This window comes from Paenibacillus cisolokensis, assembly GCF_050481165.1.
Classification (GTDB): Bacteria; Bacillota; Bacilli; order Paenibacillales; family Paenibacillaceae; genus Paenibacillus_AH; species Paenibacillus_AH cisolokensis.
The window spans coordinates 42,538-67,648 of sequence record NZ_JBCNFP010000109.1 but is presented as its reverse complement, the minus strand read 5'-3'; the positions used below and the strand labels follow the sequence as shown (position 1 = coordinate 67,648).

The window sequence follows — 25,111 nt, the reverse complement described above, 5'->3', positions numbered from 1 at the left end:
TGAAGTAGCGCAAATGGGGGGTGACGGGTTGAATCATTGCAGAAAATACAATGACAATTCCAAATATTAGGGGTTTTTTGGCGAGAGAGCGGAGTTTTGTTGTATTTTGTGCAATGAAAATGCCGAATTCGGGATCCTCCAGGTCAGGCTATTGCAAAATATGCAATAGAGCCGGAATTGTCGGTTGTGAAACTCTTCAAGGCATGCCTGAGAGTAGGACGGACGAATGCCGCGGGTAGGACGGACGAATGCCTACAGGTAGGACGGACGAATGCTGCGGGTAAGGAGAAAGCGACCAAAATGGCGTGACAGCGTGCCGGGAAGCGGGTACAGGAGGGAAGCGGGAAGCTGAGGGAGCTGCGGGGAGGCGCAGCGGAAATGTAGCCGATAATACAGCGGAATATCAGAGTCAGTCAAGCAAAAAGCCTCCGCAGAACCAGCCTTTATAGGCAATGGTAGCGGAGGCCGTGGAAGCCGGCCTGTGCACGGCCAGTCCGACAGCGGAGGCCGTGGAAGCCGGCCTGTGCACGGCCAGTCCGACAGCGGAGACATAGGAAGCCACGGTCTGGCACGGCCAGTCCGACAGCGGAGACATAGGTAGCCACGGCCCGGCATGGCACCCGACAGCGGATGCCTGGAAGCCACGGCCTGGCATGGCACCCGACAGCGGAGACATAGGAAGCCACGGTCTGGCATGGCCAGTCCGACAGCGGTGGCCCCGAAAGCCACAGCGTGGCATGGCACCCGACAGCGGATGCCTGGAAGCCACAGCGTGGCATGGCCGCCCGACAGCGGTGGCCGCGTACGCCGCGGCCCGGCATGGCCAGTACGGTCGCGATGCCCCGCGACCGTCTCAGCCCGCACGCCGTGCTCAAAGCCAATCTTTCTTGCGAAACAGGTAAAACATGCCGAGGCCGACAAGGGCCATCACGCCGAGCAAAATGAGGGAGCCGTTCTTCGCGTGCATCCCCGGAATATAGTCGAAATTCATGCCGTACACGCCGGTAATGAAGGTGAGCGGCATGAAAATGGTCGTCAAAGCGGTAAATACGCGCATAATCTCGTTGGCGCGGCCGGCGAGCGACGACTGGTATGCTTCGCGCAAGTTGCCCATCAAATCGCGGTACGTTTCGAACGTCTCGGCGATTTTGAGGGCATTTTCGTAGATGTCGCCGAAATATTTCTGCAGCTCGGAATCGATCAGCTTCAGTTCCTTTTTGTTGAGCGCCGCAATGACATCCTTCTGCGGTCCGAGCATTTTCTTGAGCCACAATATTTCGCTGCGCAGCCCGATAATTTCGTTCAGATGCGATTTTTTCGTATGCATCAAAATATCTTCCTCAAGCTTCTCGATCCGCGCTTCGATCCGGTCGCCGACAAGAAAATAACTGTCGACGACAAGGTCGACGAGATGATACAGAAAACGGTCGGGCCGGTCGACCTCCTGCTCCCAAAGAACCGGCTTCAGCGAGCGGAGTTCGTTGATTTTCTGCCTTGTAACGGTAATGATGTAGTGCGGTCCGAGAAAAATATTGAGCGCTCTTAGAAAAATTTCTTCATCGTCGAAGCGGATACTGTTGATTACGATAAAATAATGCGTGTCGTGCACCTCGATCTTGGGCCGCTGCTCCTCTTCGCTCAGGCAGTCCTCCACCGCCAGATCGTGCATGCCGAACAACGGCTGCAGGACGACCAGGTCTTCGAGATTGGCGTCGATCCAATAGAAGCCTTTCTCCGGCTTCAATAACGTCTTTTCGATATCTTCCACAGGTGTAAAGATGCCGTCCTGAACATGACGGATTTTCATTAGCGATCGCTCCTTTCTTCCGTACATCCGACATACCGGACGGACTAGAGCGATCGGCGGCCAAGACGCAGCTTTCGCCAGAAATACGACTCGCCGCTCGGGCAATCTTCGAAGATCAGCTTAAGGCCATGGACGTTCGGCCGCCGGTCCCCTGCTTCGTCCGGTATCGGTTTTGTAACATTGCTTCTTGTTGATGGCAGGCTTCGGTCGGTCACCTTCCATGTTCTTTTCGTCACTCCTTTTTTTGCCCGGCTAGAAAATGTCCTTGTCTAGTATACTCCCGCTCCCATGTGCGTTCAAGAGGAAAGCCGCGACGGATTCCAAGCTGTCCCGCGCCTTTCAATCGGCAGTTGTCCCGCGCCTCTTGATCGGCTACAGTCCTGCCCCCGCTATCCTTCGTTAACGCACTGCCTGTCAACGAAATCGGCCGCGATCCGTCTTTACGCACCGGCCTATCATCGAATCACCCGCGATCCGCCTTTACGCACCGGCCTGTAATCGAATCGGCCGCGAAACGGTTCCGGTATATTAAGATATGATGCAATATCACTTGACGCGCATACCGGAATGCATTAAAGTTAATGCTAAGCCCTGAACAACTGAATACTTTTTCAATCTTTCTTATCAAGAGCAGGCGGAGGGACTGGCCCTATGATGCCCGGCAACCGGCTATACAGCACGGTGCTAATTCTTGCGGAAACGTATGTTTCTGAGAGATGAGAGAGGCGAATCGGAATGTTAACCATGACCCTTTCTCAATCGGGAAAGGGTCTTTCTTATTCCGCAGGCAAACGACTATTTTTAGAAGAGGAGTGGGCGGTATGCCGATCAAAGTGCCCGACAACCTACCCGCAAAGGAAATTTTAAACAACGAGAATATTTTCGTCATGGACGAGAGCGTAGCGTATCACCAAGACATTCGTCCGCTCCGCATCGCGATCCTGAACCTGATGCCGACCAAGGAGACAACCGAGACCCAACTGCTCCGACTGATCGGAAACACGCCGCTTCAGGTCGAGATCGTGCTCATTCATCCACGCACGCATACGTCCAAAAATACGTCGGCAGAGCACCTGAAGGCGTTTTACAAAACGTTCGACGATATCTCCGACCAATATTATGACGGCATGATCATTACGGGCGCGCCTGTGGAGCATCTTCCGTTCGAGCAGGTCGACTACTGGGACGAGCTGAAGGAAATTATGGACTGGAGCGTCCGCCGCGTCACTTCGACGCTGCATATCTGTTGGGCGTCGCAGGCCGGCTTGTACCACCATTACGGCGTGCCGAAATACGATTTGCCGGAAAAAATATTCGGGGTATTTCCGCATACGGTCCAGAAGCAGAACGTGCCGCTGCTGCGGGGCTTCGACGAAACGTTCTTTGTCCCCCAATCCCGCCATACGGAGGTGCGCCGGGAAGATATCGAGAAGGTGCCCGAACTCGAAATTTTGTCGGAATCGGAGGAAGCGGGCATTTATATCGTCGCTTCGCAGGACGGCAGGCAAATTTTTGTCACCGGCCATGCCGAGTACGATCCGCTGACGCTGAAATGGGAATATGACCGGGACAGGGCAAAGGGCTTGCGGATCGGCTTGCCGAAAAACTATTTCCCGAACGACGATCCGTCGAAGGCGCCGCTGTCGACATGGCGCGCCCATGCGAATCTGCTGTTCTCCAACTGGCTCAATTATTACGTATACCAGCAAACCCCTTACGACCTTGGCGCTTATATCTGACGTTCGAATGGCCAAGCTCGATTGCGACGCATACTGACGGATGAGGAGAAGGATAATAAGATGAAAATAGAAAGCGTATTGGCGCAAATCGGTTCGATCAGCGAACCGGTAACGGGAGCCGTCAGCTTCCCGGTCTATCAGGCGACGGCGTTCCGTCATCCGAAGCTTGGGGAGAGCACCGGCTTCGATTACGCGAGGACGAAAAGTCCGACGCGCGCGGTGTTGGAGGAAGCGGCCGCCCGCCTGGAGTCCGGAGACGCGGGTTTCGCTTGCAGCTCGGGCATGGCGGCGCTGCAGACGATATTCGCCCTGTTCGAGCAAGGGGACCATCTGATCGTGTCCCTCGATTTGTACGGCGGTACATACCGGCTGCTGGAACGGGTCATGAGCCGGTTCGGCGTAACGGTATCGTATGCGGACACGAACGATCTGGACGCGGTCGCTTCGCTTAAGCGGCCGAATACGAAGGCGATTCTGATCGAGACGCCGACCAACCCGCTGATGATGATTACCGATCTGGAGCGGATTTGCGCCTGGGCCAAGGCGCAAGGGCTGCTCACGATCGTCGACAATACGCTGCTGACGCCTTTCTTCCAGCGGCCGATCGAGCTCGGAGCGGATATTGTCGTGCATAGCGCGACGAAATATTTGGGCGGCCACAACGATGTGCTGGCCGGCCTGATCGTTACGAAAGGCAAGGAATTGTCCGAGCGAATGGCGTTTCTGCACAATTCCATCGGCGCCGTGCTCGGACCGCAGGACAGCTGGCTGCTCATGAGAGGGATGAAGACGCTTGCCCTGCGCATGGAGCGCCATCAGTACAACGCCACCCGCCTTGCGGAATATTTGCGCGACCATCCGGCCGTGGAGACCGTCTATTATCCGGCGCTTCCGGACCATCCCGGACACGATATTCAGCGGCGCCAGTCGTCGGGCAATACGGGCATTTTTTCGTTCCGGCTTAAGGACGCCCGCTATGTCGAGCCGATTCTTCGCCATATCCGGCTGATCGCTTTCGCGGAAAGCCTCGGCGGCGTGGAATCGCTGATGACGTATCCGGCGGTGCAGACGCATGCCGACATACCGGAGGACATCCGGCGCCGCGTCGGCGTCGACGACAGACTGCTGCGCCTGTCGGTCGGCATCGAGCATATCGACGATTTGATCGGGGATCTTGAGCAGGCGCTGGACGCCGCAAGACGCGAGGTCGGGGAGGAGTCATCGATTCTATGAGCCATTCGGACAACCATCGAAACAAGGAAGAGCGCGCCTTCGCGACCAAGCTGCTGCACTTCGGCGCCGAGATCGACGAGCATACCGGCGCTTCGAGCGTGCCGATCTATCAGGCTTCCACCTTTCATCATCATAATATATTCGAGCCGCCGCCATACGACTACAGCCGTTCGGGCAATCCGACGCGGCAGGCGCTGGAGGATTACATTGCGCTGCTGGAAGGCGGCGCGCGCGGCTTTGCGTTCGCTTCCGGCATGGCGGCGATCTCGACTTCGTTCCTGCTGCTGTCGGCGGGCGACCACGTGATCGTGACCGAGGATGTGTACGGCGGAACGTACCGGCTGCTTACGTCCATTCTCGACCGGCTCGGCATCGAGACGACGTTCGTCGATATGACCGATTTCGAAGCGGTCAAGGCGGCCCGCAAGGCGAACACGAAAGCGGTATACATGGAAACGCCGTCCAATCCGACGCTCAAAATTACCGATATCGCGCAGGTGACGGCCTGGGCGAAGGAACACGGGCTGCTTACGATGCTCGACAATACGTTTATGACGCCGTATCACCAGCGCCCGATCGAGCAGGGCGTCGATCTGGTCCTCCACAGCGCGACGAAATTTCTCGGCGGTCACAGCGACGTTCTGGCCGGTCTCGCCGTAACGGCCGACGACCGTCTCGGGCGCAGGCTGAAGCAGCTGCAGAACGGACTCGGCACCGTGCTGGGCGCCCAGGAATCGTGGCTGCTGATGCGCGGCATGAAGACGCTGCAGGCGCGCATGGAAGCCAGCGAGCGAAGCGCGCGCAGGCTGGCCGAATGGCTCGAAGCGCATCCGGCCGTCGAGCGCGTCTATTACCCGGGCCTGGCCAACCATCCGAGACGCGAAATTCATGAGAAGCAGTCGCGCGGATACGGCGCGGTCGTCTCGTTCGACGTCGGCAGCGGGGAGCGGGCGAAGGCGCTGCTCAGCCGCGTCCGGCTGCCGCTCGTCGCGGTCAGCCTGGGCGCGGTCGAGAGCATCCTGTCTTATCCCGCGATGATGTCGCATGCGGCGATGCCGAAGGAAGTCCGGGCGGAACGGGGCATTACGGACGGACTTGTCCGTTACTCCGTCGGGCTCGAGGACATTAACGATTTGATCGAGGATCTGGATGCGGCGCTGCGCGGGTCGTAGCGCGCCTGATCGGGAGAAAGAACGGCTGTCCGAAAGGGACGGCCGTTTTTTCGTCATATGGGAGTGCGGCAGGCCGGTTTTTCCCGGATGACGTACGGGGCTTTCCTGTGATAGGATAAATTGAATGGAATGAAGAGGAGGGCTTAGGCATGCCTACGGCTGGTATAGATCGGATATTGGACAAGGCGCTGCAGGGCGAACGCATTTCGCTGGAAGAGTGCATGACGCTGCTGGAGTCGGATCAGATCGAGAAGATGGGCCATGTGGCGGATCAAATCAGATGGAAACGGCATCCCGAGCCGATCGTGACGTTCAACGTCGGACGCAACGTCAACTATACAAATATATGCGATGTCTATTGCCGGTTCTGCGCCTTCTACCGGGCCCCGGGATCGAAGGAAGGATATGTGCTTCCGGACGAGGTCATTCTGCAAAAAATTCAGGAGACGGTCGACGTCGGCGGGGAAGACATCGAAATATTGATGCAGGGCGGCACCAATCCGAATTTGCCGTTTTCTTATTATCTCGACCTGCTGCGCAAAATCAAGCGGCAATTTCCGAACATTACGATGCATTCGTTCTCGCCGGCGGAAATTATGAAAATGAAGGAAGTTTCCGGTCTTCCGCTCGACGAGGTCATACGTCAGCTGCATGAAGCGGGACTGGATTCGCTGCCCGGAGGCGGCGCGGAAATTCTCGACGACCGGACGCGGCGCAGAATCAGCCGGCTGAAGGGTTCGTGGACCGACTGGATGGACGTGATGAAAACCGCTCACCGGCACGGCATGAACACGACGGCGACGATGGTGTACGGCCTTGGCGAATCGATGGAGGAACGCGCGCTTCATCTGATTCGGGTGCGCGACGCGCAGGACGAGTGCATCGCGAACGGGTATCCGTCGCCGGGCTTTCTCGCTTTCATCTGCTGGCCGTTCCAGCCGGATAATACGAATTTGAAGCTGGAGAAGACGAAGCCGGAGGAATATTTGAAAATGGTGGCGATCAGCCGGATTACGCTCGACAATATTCCGAACTTCCAGGCGTCGTGGGTGACGATGGGACCGGATATCGGCAAGCAGTCGCTTTCTTACGGCAATAACGATTTCGGCAGCACGATGCTGGAGGAGAATGTCGTCTCGGCCGCCGGCACGACGCATAAAGTGAACATCGAGCTGATTCTGAAGCTGATTCGGGAAGCGGGCAAAATTCCCGCGAAGCGCAATACGCGCTACGACATTTTGCATATTTACCGCGAAGGCGAAACCGCGGATCGCGATTTCGTCATGCAAAACTGATTTGGACCGGTTCAATCGCGGCGTTTGCCGCTAGGAAGTCTGGAGCGTAGGCTCCGGGCTTCCTTTTTTTGTCGAAGTTCAGGCAGAGCAAGCGCTCGTCCCGCGCCGGGTACGGCCTTCCAATTATCTCCAAGTGTACCACCTCTCCTTTCGTATAACCCCATCAAGGGGACCATATACTGATTAAAGATCGAAAGGAGTGAGCCGTGTTGGAGATTTACCGCATCGTGTTGACTGATAAAACCGCTGAACGGTTGTTTCGCCATATGTCCGACGCTTTTCGCGAGGTGCATTCCGCAAGCGGTCTTCCTGTCCGCTTCGAAATGCTGTCCCCGACCGTCGTCCAGTGCATCGGCCTGACGCCCGATTTTCAACTTGTCACGCACGGGCCGGACGTTTACCGCGAATCGGCCGAAGCGTTGGCGGAGTTGGTGCTGGCCGAGTACGAACCCGCATTGATTCGAAGGATGATCCGCAGGCAGTACCGCGTTGACGATCCGGCCGAAGCGTTGGCGATGGAGAAATACTGCAGCGGGCTGCTGACGGGAGCCGAATGGGAAGAGGACGCCGTCGGCATGGCCGATCGTGCGCGGCGCAAAGAAATGATCGCAAGAGAGCTCGAACTGTATTTGTCCGAAAATACCGAGATCAATCTGACCGGCTTCATCGACTTCCGAATGTCCCAATACCGCGAGGAGCTGCGCGAAATTACGGTTTATGCGGTGGACGAGTTCGTGCTGGACAGACAATACCGGGAATTTATTTCACTTTTGAAATATTTTGTATGCCTTCAGGAAGTGAAAGTGCCGCTCGTTCATTTATTCCATCAGGGCGGCAATGAATTCATGCTGTGCGACGAACGGCTGAAAAAGATCGAGGTCCATAACGGCGACCGCATTATCGCCGAGATGCTCGAATCGGAAATGAATGTGGACGATATGGTCATCAGTTCGCTGATTACGGTTTCGCCCAAACAGATATGCATTCACACCCGGGAGCCCGAGCTTCAGGTTATCCGCACGATCGAGACGATATTCGACTCGCGCGTCACGCTGTGCATCGACTGCCCGTCGTGCGCTTCCCGTCTGGGGGAAGCGATTCGCCCTTGACCGGCGGAATGAAGCAGGCTATAATGTTGCTCAACAGCGTTGACAAAGACAACAATCCGCATGCGCGAACGGTCCAGAGAGGGGAATCCCGGCTGCAAGTTCCCTCCGTGATCGGCTGCGGATTTACCCCTTTGTAGCTGTGCGGTTGAACCCGGCCATCGCCGGCAGTAAGCTGCACCGGATGTCCCCGTTATCGGATGCGAGAAGGACCGTTTGCGCGCGGAACACGCGAGAAACGGTTGAATAAGGGTGGAACCACGGGTCTGACAAGCACTCGTCCCTTGAGGGATGCGGTGCTTTTTTTGTTGCCCATCCCGATTTGCTTGCATTCTTTTTTGAAGTTCAGAAGGAGGATGATAGGCATGGCAATTCAGGTGAAGCTGCCGGATGGCGCAGTTCGGGAATATGAGGCCGGTACGACGATTGAGGAAGTGGCCGGTTCGATCAGTCCGGGACTGCGCAAAAACGCGATCGCCGGCAAGGTGGACGGCAAAATCGTGGACGTCTATACGCCGCTGGACCGCGACGTATCGCTCGAGATTGTGACCGTCGACACGCCGGACGGACTGGAAGTGTACCGGCACAGCACCGCTCATCTGATGGCGCAGGCGATCAAGCGAATCTACGGCCCCCGCTCCGTGAAGCTGGGCATCGGCCCGGTTATCGAGGACGGTTTCTACTATGACATCGATATGGAAAAGTCGCTCACGCCGGACGATCTGGAGAAGATCGAGCAGGAAATGGCGAAAATTGTAAAAGAGGACCTGGAAATCCGGCGGCGCGTCGTCTCGCGGGCCGAAGCGCTGGCGATTTACGAAGAGCTCGGCGACGAGCTGAAGCTGGAGCTCATTCGCGACTTGCCGGAAGACGCGGTCATTTCGATCTATGACCAAGGCGAATTTTTCGACTTGTGCCGCGGTCCCCATTTGCCGTCGACGGGCCGCATCAAGGCGTTCAAGCTGCTCAGCGTCGCCGGCGCTTATTGGCGCGGCGATTCCAAAAACAAAATGCTGCAGCGGATTTACGGCACGGCGTTTCCGAAGAAATCCCAGCTTGAAGAGCATCTGCGTCTGCTGGAGGAAGCAAAGAAGCGGGATCACCGCAAGCTTGGCCGGGAGCTCGGCATCTTCACCTTCTCCCGCGAGGTTGGTCAGGGACTGCCGCTATGGCTGCCGAACGGCGCGAAGGTGAGACGGACGATGGAGCGCTATATCGTCGATCTGGAGGAGCGTCTCGGCTACGATCATGTGTATACGCCGGTACTGGCGAATGTGGAGCTGTACAAAACGTCCGGACACTGGGACCACTATCAGGAGGACATGTTCCCGGTCATGGCGATGGACAATGAGGAGCTCGTCCTTCGCCCGATGAACTGTCCGCACCATATGATGGTTTACAAGAGCGAGCTGCGCAGCTATCGGGATTTGCCGATCCGGATCGCCGAGCTCGGCACGATGCACCGCTACGAGATGTCCGGCGCGTTGACCGGCCTGCACCGCGTCCGCGCGATGACGCTGAACGACGCGCATATTTTCTGCCGTCCGGATCAGATCAAGGACGAATTCGCCCGCGTCATCCAGCTGATCCGCCAGGTGTACGAGGATTTCGGCATCAAGGAATACCGGTTCCGGCTGTCGTACCGCGATCCGCAGGATACGGAGAAATATTTCCCGAACGATGAAATGTGGGAGATGTCGCAGCGGATGCTGCGCGAAGTCGTCGAAGAGCTGGGGCTGCCGTTCTTCGAAGCGGAAGGGGAAGCGGCGTTCTACGGTCCGAAGCTGGATGTGCAGATCAAGACCGCTCTCGGCAAGGAAGAGACGCTGTCGACGGCTCAACTCGACTTTCTTCTTCCGGAACGGTTCGAACTCGAATATGTCGGCGATGACGGGAAGAAGCACCGGCCGGTCGTCATTCACCGGGGCATTATCAGCACGATGGAGCGGATGACGGCGTTCCTGCTGGAAAACTTCGCGGGGGCTCTGCCCTTGTGGCTGTCGCCGGTGCAGGCGAAAGTGATCCCGGTATCGACCGCTTACGAAGATTACGCCCGGCAAGTCGTGGAGCAGCTGAAGCGGGACGGCATCCGGGTCGAGGCCGATTTGCGCAATGAGAAGCTCGGCTATAAAATCCGCGAAGCTCAGTTGGAGAAAGTGCCTTATATGCTGGTCGTCGGCGACAACGAAGCGCAGAACGGCACGGTATCGGTGCGCAAGCGGGGAGAAGGTGATATCGGCGTCCGGCAAGTTTCGGAATTGTCGGCGATGCTGCAGGAGGAGATTGCCGCCAAGACGGTTTAGCCGGCACGATTCTAGCAATCTAGCAAAATCGTCCCGCATGCGTTGAATAAAGCTTGCAACGGATGGGAAACCTTCCTTATAAGGAGGAGTTAACCGATGTTGGCAAGCTTTTTTTTGAGAAAAAACCGTTTGCTGCTGTGCGGCTGTACGCTGCTCGGCATCTGCGTTCTGTCGTTGTCGCTGCCGTCGTTGGCCGCGAACGGGACCGGACCCTCTGCCCGTCCGGCCGGCGCGCTGCCCGAAATCGGGAACGAGCCGATCGCGTCTGTTCAAGTGGTCGCGACCGGATATACGGCCGGCGTAGAGTCGACCGGCAAGCGGCCGGGGCATCCTTCGTACGGCATCACGTATTCCGGCGTGAAAGTGGTGCGCGGCCGCGTATCGACCGTCGCGGCGGATCCCGATATTTTCCCGATCGGCACGCTGCTTTATATTCCCGGGTACGGGTACGGCGTCGTGGCCGACACCGGTTCCGCGATCAAGGGACATCGAATCGATCTTTATTTCAACACGGTGAAACAGGTGTATAAGGAATGGGGCAAGCGAACGGTCAAAGTGCAGGTGCTGAAGATGGGGAGCGGCAAACTGACGCAGGCCTGGCTCAATACGGTGAACGACAACGACGCGGCGGTTCCGGTCACGCTGCCGGCGCCGGATGATGTCCGGCGATAAATCAAATTATTTTGATCGGTATAATAAACAAAAGATTTGCTTCAATTTGGAAAATTTATATGCTAAAATAAAATTGTATACAAGCTGTACTGAAACCGTTGTCAAGGTGGGGCGATAACATGTTGTTCCGGACTGGCAATGAAGACGAACCATTGGCCGATTGCGAACAATACGAAGCTGTCTTGAAGGATCTTTACAATCAGATGATCCGCGTTGCCTACGCCCGGGTGCGGAACAAATCGGATGCGCAGGACGCCGTGCAGGAGGCATGGGTCAAAATGCTGGCCAAGCGGGATACGCTTCGCGAGAGCAACAAGCTGGCTCCTTGGGCCAAAGCGATAACGGCGAACGTTTCCTCCAACTTTAACCGTCTGGCTGTGCGCGAATCGAGCTGCGATTACCGCGGCGAGCCGGCCGATATCGGCGACCCGGCCGCGGCGGAAGCGGAATTGCTGATCGAGATATCCGAGCTGCTCGGCGCGTTGGACCCGAGATCGAGAACGCTGCTATTATATAAATTTTATTATGGATTCAAGGATCAGGAAATTGCCGACGCTCTTAACGTTCCGGTCGGCACGGTCAAGGCCCGCATTCACCGGTCGCGGGAAAAGCTCAAGAAAATGATGGGCATGCCGAATTCGTTATAGAGCGGCTGGCTTTACCGGCATTCCCGGGCGCCTAAAATTGCGCCGGGAATGCTTTTTTGCTGCGCGAATACGAGGGAGCGGCGGCGCAGGCAAGCCGTCTCCGTCTCCAGACCGAGGCAGGTTTCAATCGCCCGACCCTGTTGGCTAACGGATGCGATCGGCTATACTGTAAATACAAACAATATGCTGCTGAACAGGGGTTGAACGAGCATGAACGGATTTTTTAGCCGTCTGATTTGGGGGCTGCTGCTGGTGTCTTGCGGGGCGGCATTCCTGCTCCACCAGCTGGGTTATATCACTTTTGATTTCGGATATATGATCTCGATATTCTGGCCCGTTATACTGATCCTGATCGGATTGGACGGATTGATCAAACGCCGCGGCACCGACGATTGGTGGGGCATTATCCTGATCGTGCTCGGCTTTCTGTTTCTCGGCCGCAACCTCGATCTCATTTATTGGTCGTTCGGCGATATCATCCGGTTTGCGCTGCCGGTCGTGCTGATCGTTATCGGCCTTAAGATGATTCTCAAGCCGAACCGGAGGAATCAGGCGCACACCGATGACGAATGGCAGCCGTTTATGCCGTACAACCGCGACGTGCCGCCGCCGCCGCCGCTTCATCCGGACCCGACGAAGGAAGGGTTCGGCCCGGACAACGATGCCGGCGGCCATACCGGTACGACCGGCAGCGGCTCTTCATCGGCGGGCGGCTGGCATAGTGATCCGCATGCCGGCGGGTATAACGGCCGGCGAGGGCGCGAGCGCCATAGGGGCAGCCGTTGCGACGGCCGGGTCGAGTGGTGGAATTCCGATCCGAATGCGCAGACCCGTTCCGGCTTTATCGGCGACATTCATCTCGGCGAAGATTACTGGGAGCTTCGGCCGATGAATATTTCGCACTTTATCGGCGATACGGTGCTCGATCTGACGAAAGCGCAAATTCCATTGGGCGAGACGAAGCTGACCGTATCATCGTTCATCGGCGATGTGAAGGTGTTCGTTCCGCATGATTTCGATGTCGGCGTGCACGTGATCAGCAGCTCGTTCATCGGCGACGTATCGGTTCTCGGACGCCGGGAAGGCGGCATGTTCCGTCATGTCAATCTGGAGTCTCCCGCCTACTCCGAGCAAGACAAAAAAATCCGGCTTGTCGTCAGCACGTTTATCGGCGACGTCCGTGTAACCAAGGTCGGGTGACGGCTTATGATGGTCAGGCTGCTCAGAAGCAGCAAATGGGAGCTGACGCTGCTGTTCGTTGCGGCGAATGCGGCGTCGGCGCTGATCGGCTATGGAATATGGCACTATTTTCGTCATAGCGTGGGTGCGGCTGAGCTGTGGTGGTGGCTGGCCGCGGCCATGCTTGCCGTCAGTTTCGGATTCGGTTATTACGCGGCGCAGCGGATGCAGCGGCGGATCGACGGGCTTCATCTGGCATTGAAGCAGGCGGCAAGCGGCAATCTGTCCGTTCGCCTGCCGGAGGCGGGCGCCCGTTCTTTGGCGGCCGCTTACCGCGAGTTCAATACGATGGCGGAGACGCTGGAGCAGCGGATGCAGTGGCTGCAGCAGGCGGGCGAACAGCAAATTATGCGGGAAGCCGCCTCGAACGAAGCGGCGGTTCTCGAAGAGCGCAAGCGACTCGCGCGCGATCTGCACGATACGGTCAGCCAGCAGCTGTTCGCGATCCATATGTCCGCATCTTCGCTGCCAAGGCTGCTCGCCGAACGGAAGGAAAAGGCGGATCAAGTGCTGGAACAGCTGATCCAGATGTCCACGCTGGCCCAGCGCCAAATGCGCGCCTTCATCGCGCAGCTGCGGCCGATGGAGCTGGAAGGGCGCACACTCCAGGAGGCGCTGGACAAATGGTATCCCGACTATTGCCGGCAGAACGGCATCCAGGGAGAGCTAGACTGGCGTCTGCAGGAACCGTTGTCCGAGGCGAAGGAATACCAGCTCTTCCTGATCATTCAGGAAGCGATGGCGAACATCGTGAAGCATGCGGCGGCAAAACGGACGAAGCTGATCGTAGCCGAGACGGAACACCAGGTTGTCATGTCGCTGCAGGACGACGGGGTGGGCTTCAGGCCCGATCAGGTTCAGAGCGGCTCGTACGGGCTGTCGACGATGAAGGAGCGTTCGCAGAAGCTTGGCGGCGATACCGAAATTATTAGCAAGCCGGGGAGCGGCACGAAAATCAGGGTGACGATCCCGAAATACAGATCGCTAAAAGGGACGTGAAGATGGCGGATGGACGATAAAACGTGGAAGCTGATGATTATAGACGATCACGATATGGTGCGCGCCGGCCTCAAGACGTACTTGATGCTGGAACCGAAATTTGACGTTGTGATGGAGGCCGGAAGCGGCGAGGAGGCGCTCCGTCTGCTGGAAGCGGCCGACGAAGCGGACAGGCCGGATCTCATTTTGATGGATCTGATGATGCCGGGGATGGACGGGGTGCAGACGACGCAGGAAGTGCTGGCGCGTTATCCGAATATGAAAATCGTCCTTCTGACCAGCTTTCTGGAGGACGAGAAGGTGCTGGCCGCCGTGGAAGCGGGGGCCGTCAGCTATGTGCTGAAGACGGTATCGGCCGACGAATTGATTTATGCGTTGAACGGCGCGATCAAAGGGATGCCGGTCATGTCTTCCGATGTGTCGCAGGCGCTTACCCGCGGTCTCCGGCAGCGGACGGCGCAGAACACGGACGAGGGACTGACCGAACGGGAGAAGGAAGTGCTGCTGTTGATTGCCGAAGGGCGATCCAACAAAGAGATTGCCGAAGAGCTGCATATCAGCATCAAAACGGTAAAGACGCATGTGAGCAATCTGCTAATGAAATGCGAGCTGGAGGACCGGACGCAGCTGGCCGTATACGCGCATCGCAAAGGATGGGCGAAAACGTCATAACGAATCGCCGGTCGGGGCATTCTAATGTCGACCAACGATACCTGAAGGAGATTGACCCGCCATGATACCGATCGATTCGCGGCTTGTGTCCCGCGAGCAGGAATTTGTCCCCATGCGGAACATGCTGGAGCAGCACCGTTTTACCGTCGGAGGCAACTGGGATTACGATCACGGCTCATTCGATTGCAATTTGGATGGCGACAACAAAGTATGGCTGCGTCTGCCGTTTACCGTAACGAACGGCAATCTGGACGCCGATACCGAGGATAATGACGCCAAAATCCGGCTGGGCCAGCCCTATGTGTTGAAGCATCTGTACAATGAAGGACTCGATACGGAAGCGCAGCCGCGCGTAATGGGCAGCGTCATCGACCAGTTCCAGGACCCGGTCGATCCCGATGCGCAGGTAGAACGGCAGTGGGTCGAGAAGGCCGAGGAAGTGCTGCGCCAGGTTGAGGCCCATTTTCCGGCGTAAAGGCTTTGCAGCGAGTCCCTTTTATTTTGGCTGGCCTATTGATCCGGCATGCGAACTTGCAGACAGGATCATGCGCCGGCTTTTTTTATTTGCCCAAAATGCGATCTATTCAAAAAAAGTTGGGGTTTTCATTTTCGTTTAAATTGTTTTTAAGTTTGTTTTAAGGTAGGATGTGCAAGATAATAATAGAAACTTCACTGTTGTTCCCTGCGCATGAATCGAGCGGCGCAAAAGGGGATTCGATACAAGGAGGAGAAGGCGTATGGACGATCGCAACAACAAAAATCCGTTCGACGGTTTTTTTGCGGGCGGCACGGAGGAGAACCGGAACGGACGGACAGACGGCGCGGAGTCTAAAGACGAGGCAAGCAGGACGGGCGAATCTCGCTCTTACTATTATTCTTACGGCCCGTTCAGACACGGGGCGGGAGAGGAAGCCGGGCGCAGCCGCGAAACGGGAGGCGCTTACGGCCAGCCGGAAGAACGGCCGGTCGAAACTGTCGGCGACGTACAGGTTACGCCCCCGTCTCCGGTTCGCCCGTTCGCTCCGGTGCAGCAAGCGCCGAGATCCGGATGGCAGGTCAAGCAGGAAAAACGCCGCAGCTCGTTCAAAGCGATGTTCGCTTCTTTCCTGGTCGGCGTCGTAACGGTCGGCGGACTGATGTTCGCGGCCGATTACAACAACTGGTTTACGGCCGGTTCGATCGCGGCGACGCAAGGTCCGGTTGCGGGCGATTCTACGGCATCCGGCGGCGGCGGGAACGCTTCAACGGTGGCGGACGTCGTCAGACCGAACAATATCGACCAGATTTATAAAACAGCCAGCCCGGCCGTCGTCAAGATCGAAACGTATGTGCAAGCGCAAAGAGGCGGCAGCAGCATGTTCGACGATCCGTTCTTCCGCCAGTTTTTCGGCGACCGTTTCACGCAGCCTGATAGCCAGAACGACGGCCAGGAAGTGCTGAACGGTATCGGCTCCGGCTTCTTCTTCGAAAAAGAAGGAAAAACGGGTTATATTTTGACGAACCAGCACGTCGTCGGCAACGCCGATACGATCAAGGTTTATGTGGAAGGGCGCGCGGAGCCACTGGAGGCGGAGCTGCTCGGCTCCAGCTTCGAGCTGGACCTGGCTGTGCTGAAGGTGGAAGGCGACGATTTCCCGACGCTGCCGCTCGGCAATTCCGACGAGATCAATATCGGGGAATGGGTCGTCGCGATCGGCAACCCGAGCGGTTTCGACCATACGATTACGGTCGGCGTGCTCAGCTCCAAGGAACGGGAAATCAGCATTTCCGATCAGCAGGGCGACCGCAACTACGAGCATCTGCTGCAGACGGACGCGTCGATCAACCCGGGCAACTCGGGCGGCCCGCTGCTCAACCTGAAGGGCGAGGTCATCGGCATCAATACCGCCGTCAGTTCGCAGGCGCAAGGCATCGGCTTCGCGATTCCGACGAGCACGATCAACAAGGTGCTCGACAATCTGAAAAACAATACCGAAATTCCGAAAGAGCCCGTGCCGTTTATCGGCGTGGACTTGTATCAAATGAACGAACAGATTGCCGCAGAGCTCGGCATTGACGAAAAGACGAAAGGCTCGCTCGTCCGCAGCGTCTACTACAAAACGCCGGCTTATGAGGCTGGTTTGCGCCAGTTCGATATTATAACCGGCATGGACGGCACTACGTACGATGTTCGGGAAGATTTGATCGAAGCGATCGGGAAGAAGTCGGTCGGCGACGAAGTCACGCTTCACATTATCCGCGACGGGAAGAAGCTGGACTTGAAAGTGAAGATCGGGGACAAAAACAAGTTCCCGAATTTGGCGCAGCAGCAACAGCAGCGGCAATAAAAAACCGACAGTCGAAAGCGCAAGACGGACGCGAGCCGTCCGTCCTGCGCTTTTCATGTCTTTGCAACAGCCGCGAAAACCGGTACGATATACGATAGAAGCGAGAAACCGGCGGAGGGAATTCGATGAGATCGCATATAGTGGTTGTGGACGACGACGAGAAAATTACGTCGCTGCTGCGGCGCAGTCTGGCGTTCGAAGGCTATGAAGTGACGACGGCGAACAACGGGCTGGAAGGGTTGAAAGTGATGCTGACGACCGATCCGCAGCTGCTTATTCTGGACGTCATGATGCCGCATGTGGACGGTTGGGAAGTGTGCCGCCGGGTGCGGGAAAGCGGCAGCACCGTGCCGATTTTGATGCTGACGGCCAAGGACGATATTCAGGATCGGGTGAAAGGGCTCGACCTTGGCGCGGACGATTACCTCGTCAAGCCGTTCGCGCTGGAAGAGCTGCTTGCCCGCGTGCGGGCGCTGCTGCGGCGCAATACGGACAAAGCGGGCGGCGGAGACGGCAAGCTGGTGTTCGAAGATCTGGTGCTCGATCTGGACTCCCGGGAAGCGATACGCGCGGGCCGAAGAATCGATCTGACGGCCAAGGAATTCGATCTGCTGCATCTGTTTATGCAAAATCCGCGCCGGGTGCTGACGCGGGATTCGATTATGGACAAAATATGGGGATACGATTTCAGCGGCGAGTCCAACGTGCTCGAAGTCTATATCGCGATGCTGCGCCAGAAAACCGAAGAAGGCGGAGCAAAGCGGCTCATTCAGACGGTTCGCGGCACCGGCTACGTGCTCCGCGGGGAAGGCGGTTGAACGCGCATGTCGATCCGGCTGCGGCTTACGCTGTGGTACTCGGGAATATTGGCCGGAATGCTGCTCTCGTTCGGCGTCGCCTTCTACTATTATATGGACTATACGACGTATCAAGGGGTAAGGAGTCAAGTTCGCGAACAGGCTCTCCGGCTGCCGGTAAAGGTCTCGATCGATTTCTGGGATCGTCTCGACCTGAATATTTCGTCCGGCGCGATTCAAGGGGAATTTTTTATCCAGCTGTACAATTACAAGGAAGGCGGAATGCGGCGCAGCGCCAACTTGCATAACGCCGGCCTGTCCTTTCCCGTTCCGGATGCGTCGGATACGAAAAAATCGCTGTACGAAGGCTTTGATAGCGTCAAGGTGAACGGTTATTCCTTTATCGTTTACCAGCGCCCGATCATCTATGACAATACGCTGATCGGGTTGCTGCAGGTGGGCGCCTATACCGGATTGCAGGAAAGATATTTGGCCAATTTGCGCACCATTCTGATCTTTTCGTCGCTGATCGCCATTCTGATCGCCTTCACGGTCGGGCTGCTGCTGGCCCGCCAGGCGCTGCGGCCGATCGAAAACGTGATCCGCGCGGCGCGCCAGATCGAACGCGGTTCGGATCTGAGCGTGCGCATCCCGCTCGAAGGTCCGCCCCACGACGAGATGGGGCGGTTGACCGGGACGCTGAACGGCATGCTTGCGCGGATCGAGAAAGCCTACAACGAGCTGGACGAAGCTTATAAGGCGCAGCGGCGCTTCGTATCCGACGCTTCGCACGAGCTGCGCACGCCGCTTACGACGATCCGCGGCAACATCGATCTGCTCGAGCGGATGTGGCTGCCGGCGCTGGAGGCGCCGGGCGGAAAAGGCGAGCCGATCAGCGAGGAGGAAGCGGAGCGTGCGGCGATATTCCGCGAAGCGATGCGGGATATTTCGGAAGAGGCGAAGCGGATGAGCCGGCTCGTCGGCGACTTGCTGTCGCTCGCCCGCGCGGACGCGGGCTATGTGATGGAGAAGACCGATCTGGCGCTGCTGCCGATCGTGGAGGAGGTGGCCCGCCGCGCCCAGCTGCTGCCCCGCAAAGCGGAGTGGCGCGTGGGCGATCTGTCGGCGATCGTGAACGCGCATGTGCGGGGCAATCCCGATTTTCTGCGGCAGCTGCTCTTCATCTTCATCGAGAACGCGTTCAAATATACGCCGCATGGCTATGTCGAGCTAAGCGCGCGGCGGTCGGCCGATCAGGCGGGGATCGTCGTGCGCGACACCGGCATCGGCATGAACAAGGAACAGGTGCCGCATATCTTCGAACGGTTCTACCGGGCCGACGAATCGCGCGGCAAGACGGCGGGAACGGGCCTCGGCCTGTCGATCGCCAAATGGATTCTCGACGAGCACGGCGGGTCGGTCGAGGTGACGACGAAAGAAGGCGCTGGCAGCACGTTCGTCATCTGGCTGCCGGCGACCTTTCCCGAACCGTCCGATTCGGATATAATGGAGCCAACCGGCCATTGACCGCCATGACGGCCGGGCAGAAAGCAGGTGGAAACGATGGAAGTAGTGAAAATCACGCCCCGCGGTTATTGTTACGGCGTCGTCGATGCGATGGTGCTGGCGCTGCAGACGGCCAAAAATCTCGATTTGCCGCGGCCGATTTATATTTTGGGCATGATTGTCCATAACCGACATGTAACGGAAGCGTTCGAAGCGGAGGGCGTCATTACGCTCGACGGCGAGAACCGCCTCGAAATTTTGGAGAAGATCGATCGCGGCACGGTCATTTTTACCGCTCACGGCGTTTCGCCGGAAGTGCGCAAGCGCGCCAGAGAGAAAGGGCTCACGGTCGTCGACGCGACATGTCCCGACGTGACGAAAACCCACGATCTGATCCGCGAGAAAACGGCCGAAGGCTACAACATCATCTATATCGGCAAAAAAGGCCATCCCGAGCCCGAAGGAGCGATCGGCATCGCGCCGGAGCGCGTCCATCTCATTGAGAAGGAATCGGACATCGAACAGCTGAACGTTCCGGCCGATAAGATCGTCATAACGAACCAGACGACGATGTCGCAGTGGGATATTCGCCATCTGATCACCAAGCTGCTGGAGAAGTACCCGAAGGCCGAAATTCATAACGAAATTTGCCTGGCGACGCAGGTGCGGCAGGAGGCGGTCGCCGAACAGGCGAAAGGCACCGATCTGTGCATCGTCGTCGGCGATCCGCGCAGCAACAACTCGAACCGGCTCGCGCAGGTTGCCGAGGAGATTGCCGGCGTGAAGGCCTACCGGGTCGCCGACGTGACGGAAATTCGCCGCGAGTGGCTGGAAGGCGTGCGCAAAGTGGGCGTTACGTCCGGTGCCTCCACGCCGACGCTTATTACGAAGGAAGTCATTGAATATTTGGAGCAATACGACCCGCAAGACCCGTCCACCTGGGAACCCCGGCGCACGCTCGACAGGAGCAGGCTGCTTCCCAAGGTTCGCGAGAAATCGAAAGCGTAAATTCGGATCGGCTTACCTGAACACGGTCTCAACGTAAAATTGGGCCGGCTTACCTGAACTCGGTCTCTTGACGGGACCGGGTTCGTTATTGTATAGTTACTTTATCGATTAAAAGCATAAAAGCTTAAAAGCGTATAAGCGTTGAAGCGCGAAAAGGAGCGGAGATTATGATCGTCGTGACAAAAAGCAGCATTACCGAGGAGCGCATAGCCGAAATTGTGGCGCATATCGAGCGCGCCGGCGTACAGGCGCATGTCTCTCGGGGAACGGACCGGACCGTTATCGGCATTATCGGCAAGGCCGAGCCGACACTGGCCGAGCATCTGCGGCAGATGAAAGGCGTCGAGCAGGTCATTAAAATATCGAAATCCTACAAGCTGGCCAGCCGCGATTTTCACCCGGACGATACGATCATCGAGGTGAAAGGGGTCAAAATCGGCGGCGATCAGCTCGTCGTGATGGGCGGACCGTGCGCGGTCGAGTCGCCGGAGCAGATCGACGAGATCGCGCGGCTCGTGAAGGCTGCGGGCGCGCAGGTGCTAAGGGGCGGCGCCTTTAAGCCCCGTACCGGACCGTACAGCTTTCAGGGTATCGGCGTCGAAGGCTTGAAAATGATGGCGGAAGCGGGCAGCAAGCACGGGCTGCTGACGATTACCGAAGTGATGACGCCCGAGTATGTCGATGTTTGCGCGGAATACGCCGATATTCTCCAGGTCGGCACCCGCAACATGCAGAACTTCGATCTGCTTCGCAAGCTGGGCACGATCCGCAAGCCGGTATTGCTCAAGCGCGGCTTCAGCGCGACGTACGACGAGTTTTTGAACGCGGCCGAATACATTCTGGCAGGCGGCAATCCGAACGTAATGCTCTGCGAGAGAGGGATCCGGACGTTCGAGACCTATACGCGCAACACGCTCGATCTGGCGGCGATTCCGGTGCTGCAGCAGCTCAGCCATCTGCCGGTCATTTCCGATCCGAGCCATGGCACGGGTCGCCGCGAACTCGTCGAGCCGATGGCCAAGGCGTCCGTCGCCGCAGGCGCGAACGGGTTGATTATCGAAATGCATACCGATCCGGACAATTCCATGACGGGAGACGGCGTGCAATCGCTGTTCCCGGATCAGTTCGCCCGTTTGATGAAAGAGCTGGAGCAGCTCGGGGCGCTCGTCGGCCGCCGGTTCGATACGCCGAAGGAACCGGCCGAACGATTTGCCGAATGGAAAGTCGTATAAAGCAAAATCGCGAACATGCGATTCCGACAGAAGCCTTGGTCACCAAGGCTTCTTTTGTATTTTTTCGATTTTTGTTTGCACTTATATGCATATTTCGTTCAATTTTTGTTAGATAATCTGACACACGCGAAAGAAATACCTGACATAACTATTGACGACTCGAAAACAGTCACCGTATAATATGCTCATAGTTGAGAGGAAAACTTGAACGTTACTCGCCAACATCTATGATAATGTTCGGAAATGGAGGAAAAACCGTGTCTGTCGAGAATGTTTTGGAGTTAATTAAAGAGAAAGACATTCAGTTTGTCGATTTCCGTTTCGTCGATCTGTCCGGGCGCGCGCATCATATTACGCTGCCCGCTTCCGAGGTGGACGGTGACACGTTTGTTAACGGCGTTGCGTTTGACGGTTCTTCGATCGCGGGGTTCCGCGGCATTGAGGAGTCCGATATGGTGATGATGCCGGATACCGAATCAATCTTCGTCGATCCGTTTACGGAGCATCCGACGTTGAACATTATGTGCAACATCTTTACGCCTGACGGCGAACGGTACGACCGCGACCCGCGGAGCATCGCGCAGAAGGCGGAAGAGTACCTGCAGAAGTCCGGCGTCGGTACGGCGGCATTCTTCGCGCCGGAATCGGAATTTTTCATTTTCGACGACGTTCGTTTCGAAAGCTCCATGCATACTTCATTCTATTCCGTCGATTCGGATGAAGCGGTCTGGAATACGGCCCGCAAAGAAGAAGGCGGAAACCTTGGCTTCAAAATTAAAGTCAAAGGCGGATACGTTCCGGTTGCGCCGGTCGATACGCAGCAGGACATCCGGAGCGAAATGGTCCGTCTGTTGCAGGAATCGGGCCTCCGCGTCGAGCGTCATCACCACGAAGTGGCGACCGCCGGCCAAGGCGAAATCAACTTCCGCTTCGACACGCTGACGAAAACGGCCGACAACCTGATGAAATACAAATATATTATTCATAATGTAGCTCGCCAATACGGCAAAGTGGCTACGTTCATGCCGAAGCCGCTGTTCGGCGACAACGGCAGCGGGATGCACGTTCACCAGTCGATTTTCGACGGCGACACGCCGCTGTTCTATGAGAAAGGCGCATACGCCAATCTGAGCCAGATCGCGCTCCATTATATCGGCGGCATCCTGTACCATGCGCCCGCGCTGATCGCGCTGACGAATCCGAGCACCAACTCGTTCAAGCGTCTCGTTCCCGGATACGAAGCGCCGGTCAATCTCGTCTTCTCCAAAGGCAACCGTTCCGCGGCGATCCGGATTCCGGTCGCGGCCGTAACGCCGAAAGGCTGCCGCATCGAATTCCGTACGCCGGACTCGACGGCCAACCCGTATCTGGCGTTCGCAGCGATGCTGCTGGCGGGCCTTGACGGCATCAAGCGCAAAATCGACCCGACGGCGCTCGGCTACGGTCCGTTCGACCGGAACATCTACGAGCTGTCCGATGAAGAGAAGAAAGAAATCCGCAGCGTGCCGGGTTCGCTTGACGAAGCGCTGGACGCGCTCGAAGCCGACAGCGAGTTTTTGACGGAAGGCGGCGTATTCTCGAAAGACTTCATCGACAACTATGTCGCATTCAAGCGTCAAGAAGCGAAAGCTGTTGCCATCCGCGTTCATCCGCACGAATACAGCCTTTATTTCGATTGCTAATTTTTAATACGAGTTCCAAACGGGCTCCCCAAACGTTATCGAAAGATAACCGCGGGGGCCTTTTTTTATTATTTGTAAAGGGCCAGCTTAATGCGTCTGCCGTCCTCGCCGGTATGCCTTGCTATTCGTCTAAGCGCCCGCTGTCCCGTCGGTGTACCCAGTCTTTTCGTCTAAGCGCCCGCCGTCCCGTCGGTGTACCCAGTCTTTTCGTCTAAGCGCCCGCTGTCTCATCTGTGCGCCCTGCTTTTCTTCTGTATTGCCGCTGTCTCGGGCGTGCAGCCTGCCTTTCCTCTACGCCCCCGCCGTCCATCGTCCCGCCGGCACGTCCTGCCTTTGGCGAATCCTGCAAAAATGCAGGATTTTTGGCCCGATTAGACGCCTATGGTGCAAAATCCTGCGAAAATACAGTAATTTTTTTCAATTTTTGCTTATTCGGTTTAATCGGAACAAAATTCCTGTACAATCGCAGGAATTTTTGCATTTTGGTTATTTTATCCCAGGAAAAATTGCACTTTTGCAGCTTTTGGCGTGGAAGACCGAGGCATTGGCATGATAGCCCAACGACATTGGCGCGGAATACCAATTGCCTTCCATTCTTCGAAAGATTATAAAGCGCTTATTCGAACGAAGGAATATAATGCGCTGATAAATAGATGTACGGTTACCGACTCGGTTTTTGCACCGCGCAACGTTAAAATCGAAACGAGGGAATGCGATGACCAGGAAAATGGGCTTGGCCAAAATGGGCTTGGCCATAAGATTTTCAGTTGCGGCATTATTCTTCGTATTGCTGCTTTCTTGCGTGAATCACGATACGCAAGGTACGCTCTGGTATATCGTGACGGACGAACTCGAAGCGGATCGTCCCGGCTTCTCGATTCGGGATCGAAAGAAAGATGACACGTTATATATAGATATCCGCTAACTGCACTAACCGCCGATAAAAGCCGCCAACCGCCGCCTCAAGCGGCGGTTTTTTTACGGTCAAACGCCGCCAAGCGGCGCCACGGCCAGCGGCTCGTACATCGGGCTGCGTCCGAGATGGGAGCGGTACAGCACGATGTCGCGAACCTCCCAGGACAAAGCGCCCGCATCGGACGGTTCGGGCCAGACCGCGTCGTCCGCGGCAAGCGGACCGGTCCCCGCATACTTTCGCGCCAGCGTCAGATGAGGCCGGTACGGACGGGAGTCGGGGCGGAAGAGGCCGGTCCGCTCAAGCTGCTCGCCGAGCGCGCGATGCAGCCTTTCCAGCCGCATCTGCTCGCCGCCGACGCCCAGCCACAGTACCGCGGGAGCCGCGGCATTTCCGAACGTTCCGATACCGGACAGGCTTAGGGTGAACGGCGCCGAAGCGGCGGCCGACTCGCGAATGGCGGCTTCGAGGCGCGGAACGTCGGCGGGAGCGCAGTCGCCAATAAAATGAAGCGTAATATGCCAGTCGTCGGGATGCGTCCGCCTTTTGAACGGCAGCGCGGCCATTCGATCGGAAACGCCATTCCGCACGGCGTCCCGGACACGTTCGGGCAAGGAAATTGCAGTGAAAAGACGAATATTCTCGTTCATAAATCAGTTCTCCGTTCGTATTTTTTGTAGTTGGTGCCGGTTTGGCACTTGATGGGCGCTATGAAAATTTGCTACAATTAGCGGTATCATTCATTTATTAGAGACAGGAGTG

21 protein-coding genes and 1 riboswitch are annotated in these 25,111 nt (G+C 56.9%); of the genes, 19 read left to right on the top strand and 2 right to left on the bottom strand.

From position 1 onward, the window contains the following. Nucleotides 1-871: 871 nt before the first annotated feature. Nucleotides 872-1,807, bottom strand: coding sequence for a magnesium/cobalt transporter CorA (gene corA, locus ABEV74_RS18025; protein ID WP_062491590.1), 936 nt, complete (start codon nucleotides 1,805-1,807; stop codon nucleotides 872-874). Between the two features lie 618 nt (nucleotides 1,808-2,425). Further along, nucleotides 2,426-2,530: riboswitch (SAM riboswitch) on the top strand. Nucleotides 2,531-2,628: 98 nt separating this feature from the next. Between corA and metA the strand changes: the two genes are divergently transcribed. The 19 genes from metA (at nucleotide 2,629) to ABEV74_RS17930 (ending at nucleotide 24,361) form a co-directional block, all read left to right on the top strand. After that, nucleotides 2,629-3,546 carry a homoserine O-acetyltransferase MetA gene (metA, locus tag ABEV74_RS18020; protein ID WP_062491592.1) on the top strand — a complete coding sequence of 306 codons (918 nt, stop codon included), beginning with the start codon at nucleotides 2,629-2,631 and terminating at the stop codon, nucleotides 3,544-3,546. Between the two features lie 60 nt (nucleotides 3,547-3,606). Then, complete coding sequence (locus tag ABEV74_RS18015) at nucleotides 3,607-4,779, top strand: aminotransferase class I/II-fold pyridoxal phosphate-dependent enzyme (RefSeq protein ID WP_201024074.1); 1,173 nt, start codon at nucleotides 3,607-3,609, stop codon at nucleotides 4,777-4,779. Beyond that, nucleotides 4,776-5,951: a trans-sulfuration enzyme family protein gene (locus ABEV74_RS18010; protein WP_213529154.1), complete on the top strand. Its 1,176-nt coding sequence runs from the start codon at nucleotides 4,776-4,778 to the stop codon at nucleotides 5,949-5,951. Before ABEV74_RS18015 ends, ABEV74_RS18010 begins: the two co-directional genes overlap by 4 nt. A gap of 149 nt (nucleotides 5,952-6,100) precedes the next feature. Further along, on the top strand, nucleotides 6,101-7,246 hold the full coding sequence (gene mqnC, locus ABEV74_RS18005) for a cyclic dehypoxanthinyl futalosine synthase (protein WP_062491595.1): 1,146 nt from the start codon (nucleotides 6,101-6,103) through the stop codon (nucleotides 7,244-7,246). Nucleotides 7,247-7,452: 206 nt separating this feature from the next. After that, entirely contained in the window at nucleotides 7,453-8,355 is a 903-nt protein-coding gene (locus tag ABEV74_RS18000) for a putative sporulation protein YtxC (RefSeq protein ID WP_062491597.1), read from the top strand. 362 nt (nucleotides 8,356-8,717) lie between these two features. Further along, on the top strand, nucleotides 8,718-10,655 hold the full coding sequence (gene thrS, locus ABEV74_RS17995) for a threonine--tRNA ligase (RefSeq protein ID WP_062491599.1): 1,938 nt from the start codon (nucleotides 8,718-8,720) through the stop codon (nucleotides 10,653-10,655). 96 nt (nucleotides 10,656-10,751) lie between these two features. Beyond that, the gene (locus ABEV74_RS17990; RefSeq protein ID WP_430148117.1) at nucleotides 10,752-11,327 is read left to right on the top strand and encodes a 3D domain-containing protein; all 576 of its coding nucleotides are present in this window, start codon (nucleotides 10,752-10,754) and stop codon (nucleotides 11,325-11,327) included. A 119-nt stretch (nucleotides 11,328-11,446) separates the two neighbouring features. Beyond that, nucleotides 11,447-11,974 (top strand): RNA polymerase sigma factor, encoded by a 528-nt coding sequence (locus tag ABEV74_RS17985; protein WP_213529151.1) that lies wholly within the window; start codon nucleotides 11,447-11,449, stop codon nucleotides 11,972-11,974. Between the two features lie 210 nt (nucleotides 11,975-12,184). After that, nucleotides 12,185-13,174, top strand: coding sequence for a cell wall-active antibiotics response protein LiaF (liaF, locus tag ABEV74_RS17980; RefSeq protein WP_062491602.1), 990 nt, complete (start codon nucleotides 12,185-12,187; stop codon nucleotides 13,172-13,174). Between the two features lie 6 nt (nucleotides 13,175-13,180). Continuing rightward, nucleotides 13,181-14,212 carry a sensor histidine kinase gene (locus ABEV74_RS17975; protein ID WP_062491604.1) on the top strand — a complete coding sequence of 344 codons (1,032 nt, stop codon included), beginning with the start codon at nucleotides 13,181-13,183 and terminating at the stop codon, nucleotides 14,210-14,212. A gap of 9 nt (nucleotides 14,213-14,221) precedes the next feature. Beyond that, nucleotides 14,222-14,884, top strand: a complete 663-nt coding sequence (locus tag ABEV74_RS17970) for a response regulator (RefSeq protein WP_430148112.1) — start codon at nucleotides 14,222-14,224, stop codon at nucleotides 14,882-14,884. Between the two features lie 61 nt (nucleotides 14,885-14,945). Further along, on the top strand, nucleotides 14,946-15,359 hold the full coding sequence (locus ABEV74_RS17965; protein ID WP_213529149.1) for a YugN family protein: 414 nt from the start codon (nucleotides 14,946-14,948) through the stop codon (nucleotides 15,357-15,359). 262 nt (nucleotides 15,360-15,621) lie between these two features. Further along, nucleotides 15,622-17,211, top strand: coding sequence for a S1C family serine protease (locus ABEV74_RS17960; RefSeq protein ID WP_062491607.1), 1,590 nt, complete (start codon nucleotides 15,622-15,624; stop codon nucleotides 17,209-17,211). A gap of 125 nt (nucleotides 17,212-17,336) precedes the next feature. After that, nucleotides 17,337-18,029: a response regulator transcription factor gene (locus ABEV74_RS17955; RefSeq protein ID WP_062491608.1), complete on the top strand. Its 693-nt coding sequence runs from the start codon at nucleotides 17,337-17,339 to the stop codon at nucleotides 18,027-18,029. 6 nt (nucleotides 18,030-18,035) lie between these two features. Further along, on the top strand, nucleotides 18,036-19,535 hold the full coding sequence (locus ABEV74_RS17950) for a sensor histidine kinase (RefSeq protein WP_213529148.1): 1,500 nt from the start codon (nucleotides 18,036-18,038) through the stop codon (nucleotides 19,533-19,535). Nucleotides 19,536-19,571: 36 nt separating this feature from the next. Continuing rightward, entirely contained in the window at nucleotides 19,572-20,522 is a 951-nt protein-coding gene (locus ABEV74_RS17945; RefSeq protein WP_430148107.1) for a 4-hydroxy-3-methylbut-2-enyl diphosphate reductase, read from the top strand. A gap of 167 nt (nucleotides 20,523-20,689) precedes the next feature. Beyond that, the gene (gene aroF, locus ABEV74_RS17940; protein ID WP_062491611.1) at nucleotides 20,690-21,754 is read left to right on the top strand and encodes a 3-deoxy-7-phosphoheptulonate synthase; all 1,065 of its coding nucleotides are present in this window, start codon (nucleotides 20,690-20,692) and stop codon (nucleotides 21,752-21,754) included. Nucleotides 21,755-22,011: 257 nt separating this feature from the next. Next, a complete protein-coding gene (gene glnA, locus ABEV74_RS17935; RefSeq protein WP_430148104.1) occupies nucleotides 22,012-23,436 on the top strand; it encodes a type I glutamate--ammonia ligase in 1,425 nt (474 codons plus the stop codon). Between the two features lie 715 nt (nucleotides 23,437-24,151). Then, nucleotides 24,152-24,361 carry a hypothetical protein gene (locus ABEV74_RS17930; RefSeq protein ID WP_430148101.1) on the top strand — a complete coding sequence of 70 codons (210 nt, stop codon included), beginning with the start codon at nucleotides 24,152-24,154 and terminating at the stop codon, nucleotides 24,359-24,361. Between the two features lie 59 nt (nucleotides 24,362-24,420). Here the strand turns inward: ABEV74_RS17930 and thpR are convergent, their stop codons facing one another. Beyond that, the gene (gene thpR, locus ABEV74_RS17925) at nucleotides 24,421-24,999 is read right to left on the bottom strand and encodes an RNA 2',3'-cyclic phosphodiesterase (protein ID WP_062491613.1); all 579 of its coding nucleotides are present in this window, start codon (nucleotides 24,997-24,999) and stop codon (nucleotides 24,421-24,423) included. Nucleotides 25,000-25,111: the final 112 nt, after the last annotated feature.

What these genes read in the sequence shown, in the direction of transcription:
- ABEV74_RS17960 (WP_062491607.1), top strand. Translation starts at nt 15,622, where the DNA reads ATGGACGATCGCAACAACAAAAATCCGTTCGACGGTTTTTTTGCGGGC.
- ABEV74_RS17970 (WP_430148112.1), top strand. Translation starts at nt 14,222, where the DNA reads ATGGACGATAAAACGTGGAAGCTGATGATTATAGACGATCACGATATG.
- thpR (WP_062491613.1), bottom strand. Translation starts at nt 24,999, where the DNA reads ATGAACGAGAATATTCGTCTTTTCACTGCAATTTCCTTGCCCGAACGT.
- aroF (WP_062491611.1), top strand. Translation starts at nt 20,690, where the DNA reads ATGATCGTCGTGACAAAAAGCAGCATTACCGAGGAGCGCATAGCCGAA.
- liaF (WP_062491602.1), top strand. Translation starts at nt 12,185, where the DNA reads ATGAACGGATTTTTTAGCCGTCTGATTTGGGGGCTGCTGCTGGTGTCT.
- metA (WP_062491592.1), top strand. Translation starts at nt 2,629, where the DNA reads ATGCCGATCAAAGTGCCCGACAACCTACCCGCAAAGGAAATTTTAAAC.
- ABEV74_RS17930 (WP_430148101.1), top strand. Translation starts at nt 24,152, where the DNA reads ATGACCAGGAAAATGGGCTTGGCCAAAATGGGCTTGGCCATAAGATTT.
- corA (WP_062491590.1), bottom strand. Translation starts at nt 1,807, where the DNA reads ATGAAAATCCGTCATGTTCAGGACGGCATCTTTACACCTGTGGAAGAT.
- ABEV74_RS17990 (WP_430148117.1), top strand. Translation starts at nt 10,752, where the DNA reads ATGTTGGCAAGCTTTTTTTTGAGAAAAAACCGTTTGCTGCTGTGCGGC.
- ABEV74_RS17975 (WP_062491604.1), top strand. Translation starts at nt 13,181, where the DNA reads ATGATGGTCAGGCTGCTCAGAAGCAGCAAATGGGAGCTGACGCTGCTG.
- ABEV74_RS17955 (WP_062491608.1), top strand. Translation starts at nt 17,337, where the DNA reads ATGAGATCGCATATAGTGGTTGTGGACGACGACGAGAAAATTACGTCG.
- ABEV74_RS17985 (WP_213529151.1), top strand. Translation starts at nt 11,447, where the DNA reads ATGTTGTTCCGGACTGGCAATGAAGACGAACCATTGGCCGATTGCGAA.
- mqnC (WP_062491595.1), top strand. Translation starts at nt 6,101, where the DNA reads ATGCCTACGGCTGGTATAGATCGGATATTGGACAAGGCGCTGCAGGGC.
- ABEV74_RS17965 (WP_213529149.1), top strand. Translation starts at nt 14,946, where the DNA reads ATGATACCGATCGATTCGCGGCTTGTGTCCCGCGAGCAGGAATTTGTC.
- ABEV74_RS18010 (WP_213529154.1), top strand. Translation starts at nt 4,776, where the DNA reads ATGAGCCATTCGGACAACCATCGAAACAAGGAAGAGCGCGCCTTCGCG.
- ABEV74_RS17950 (WP_213529148.1), top strand. Translation starts at nt 18,036, where the DNA reads ATGTCGATCCGGCTGCGGCTTACGCTGTGGTACTCGGGAATATTGGCC.
- ABEV74_RS18015 (WP_201024074.1), top strand. Translation starts at nt 3,607, where the DNA reads ATGAAAATAGAAAGCGTATTGGCGCAAATCGGTTCGATCAGCGAACCG.
- thrS (WP_062491599.1), top strand. Translation starts at nt 8,718, where the DNA reads ATGGCAATTCAGGTGAAGCTGCCGGATGGCGCAGTTCGGGAATATGAG.
- ABEV74_RS17945 (WP_430148107.1), top strand. Translation starts at nt 19,572, where the DNA reads ATGGAAGTAGTGAAAATCACGCCCCGCGGTTATTGTTACGGCGTCGTC.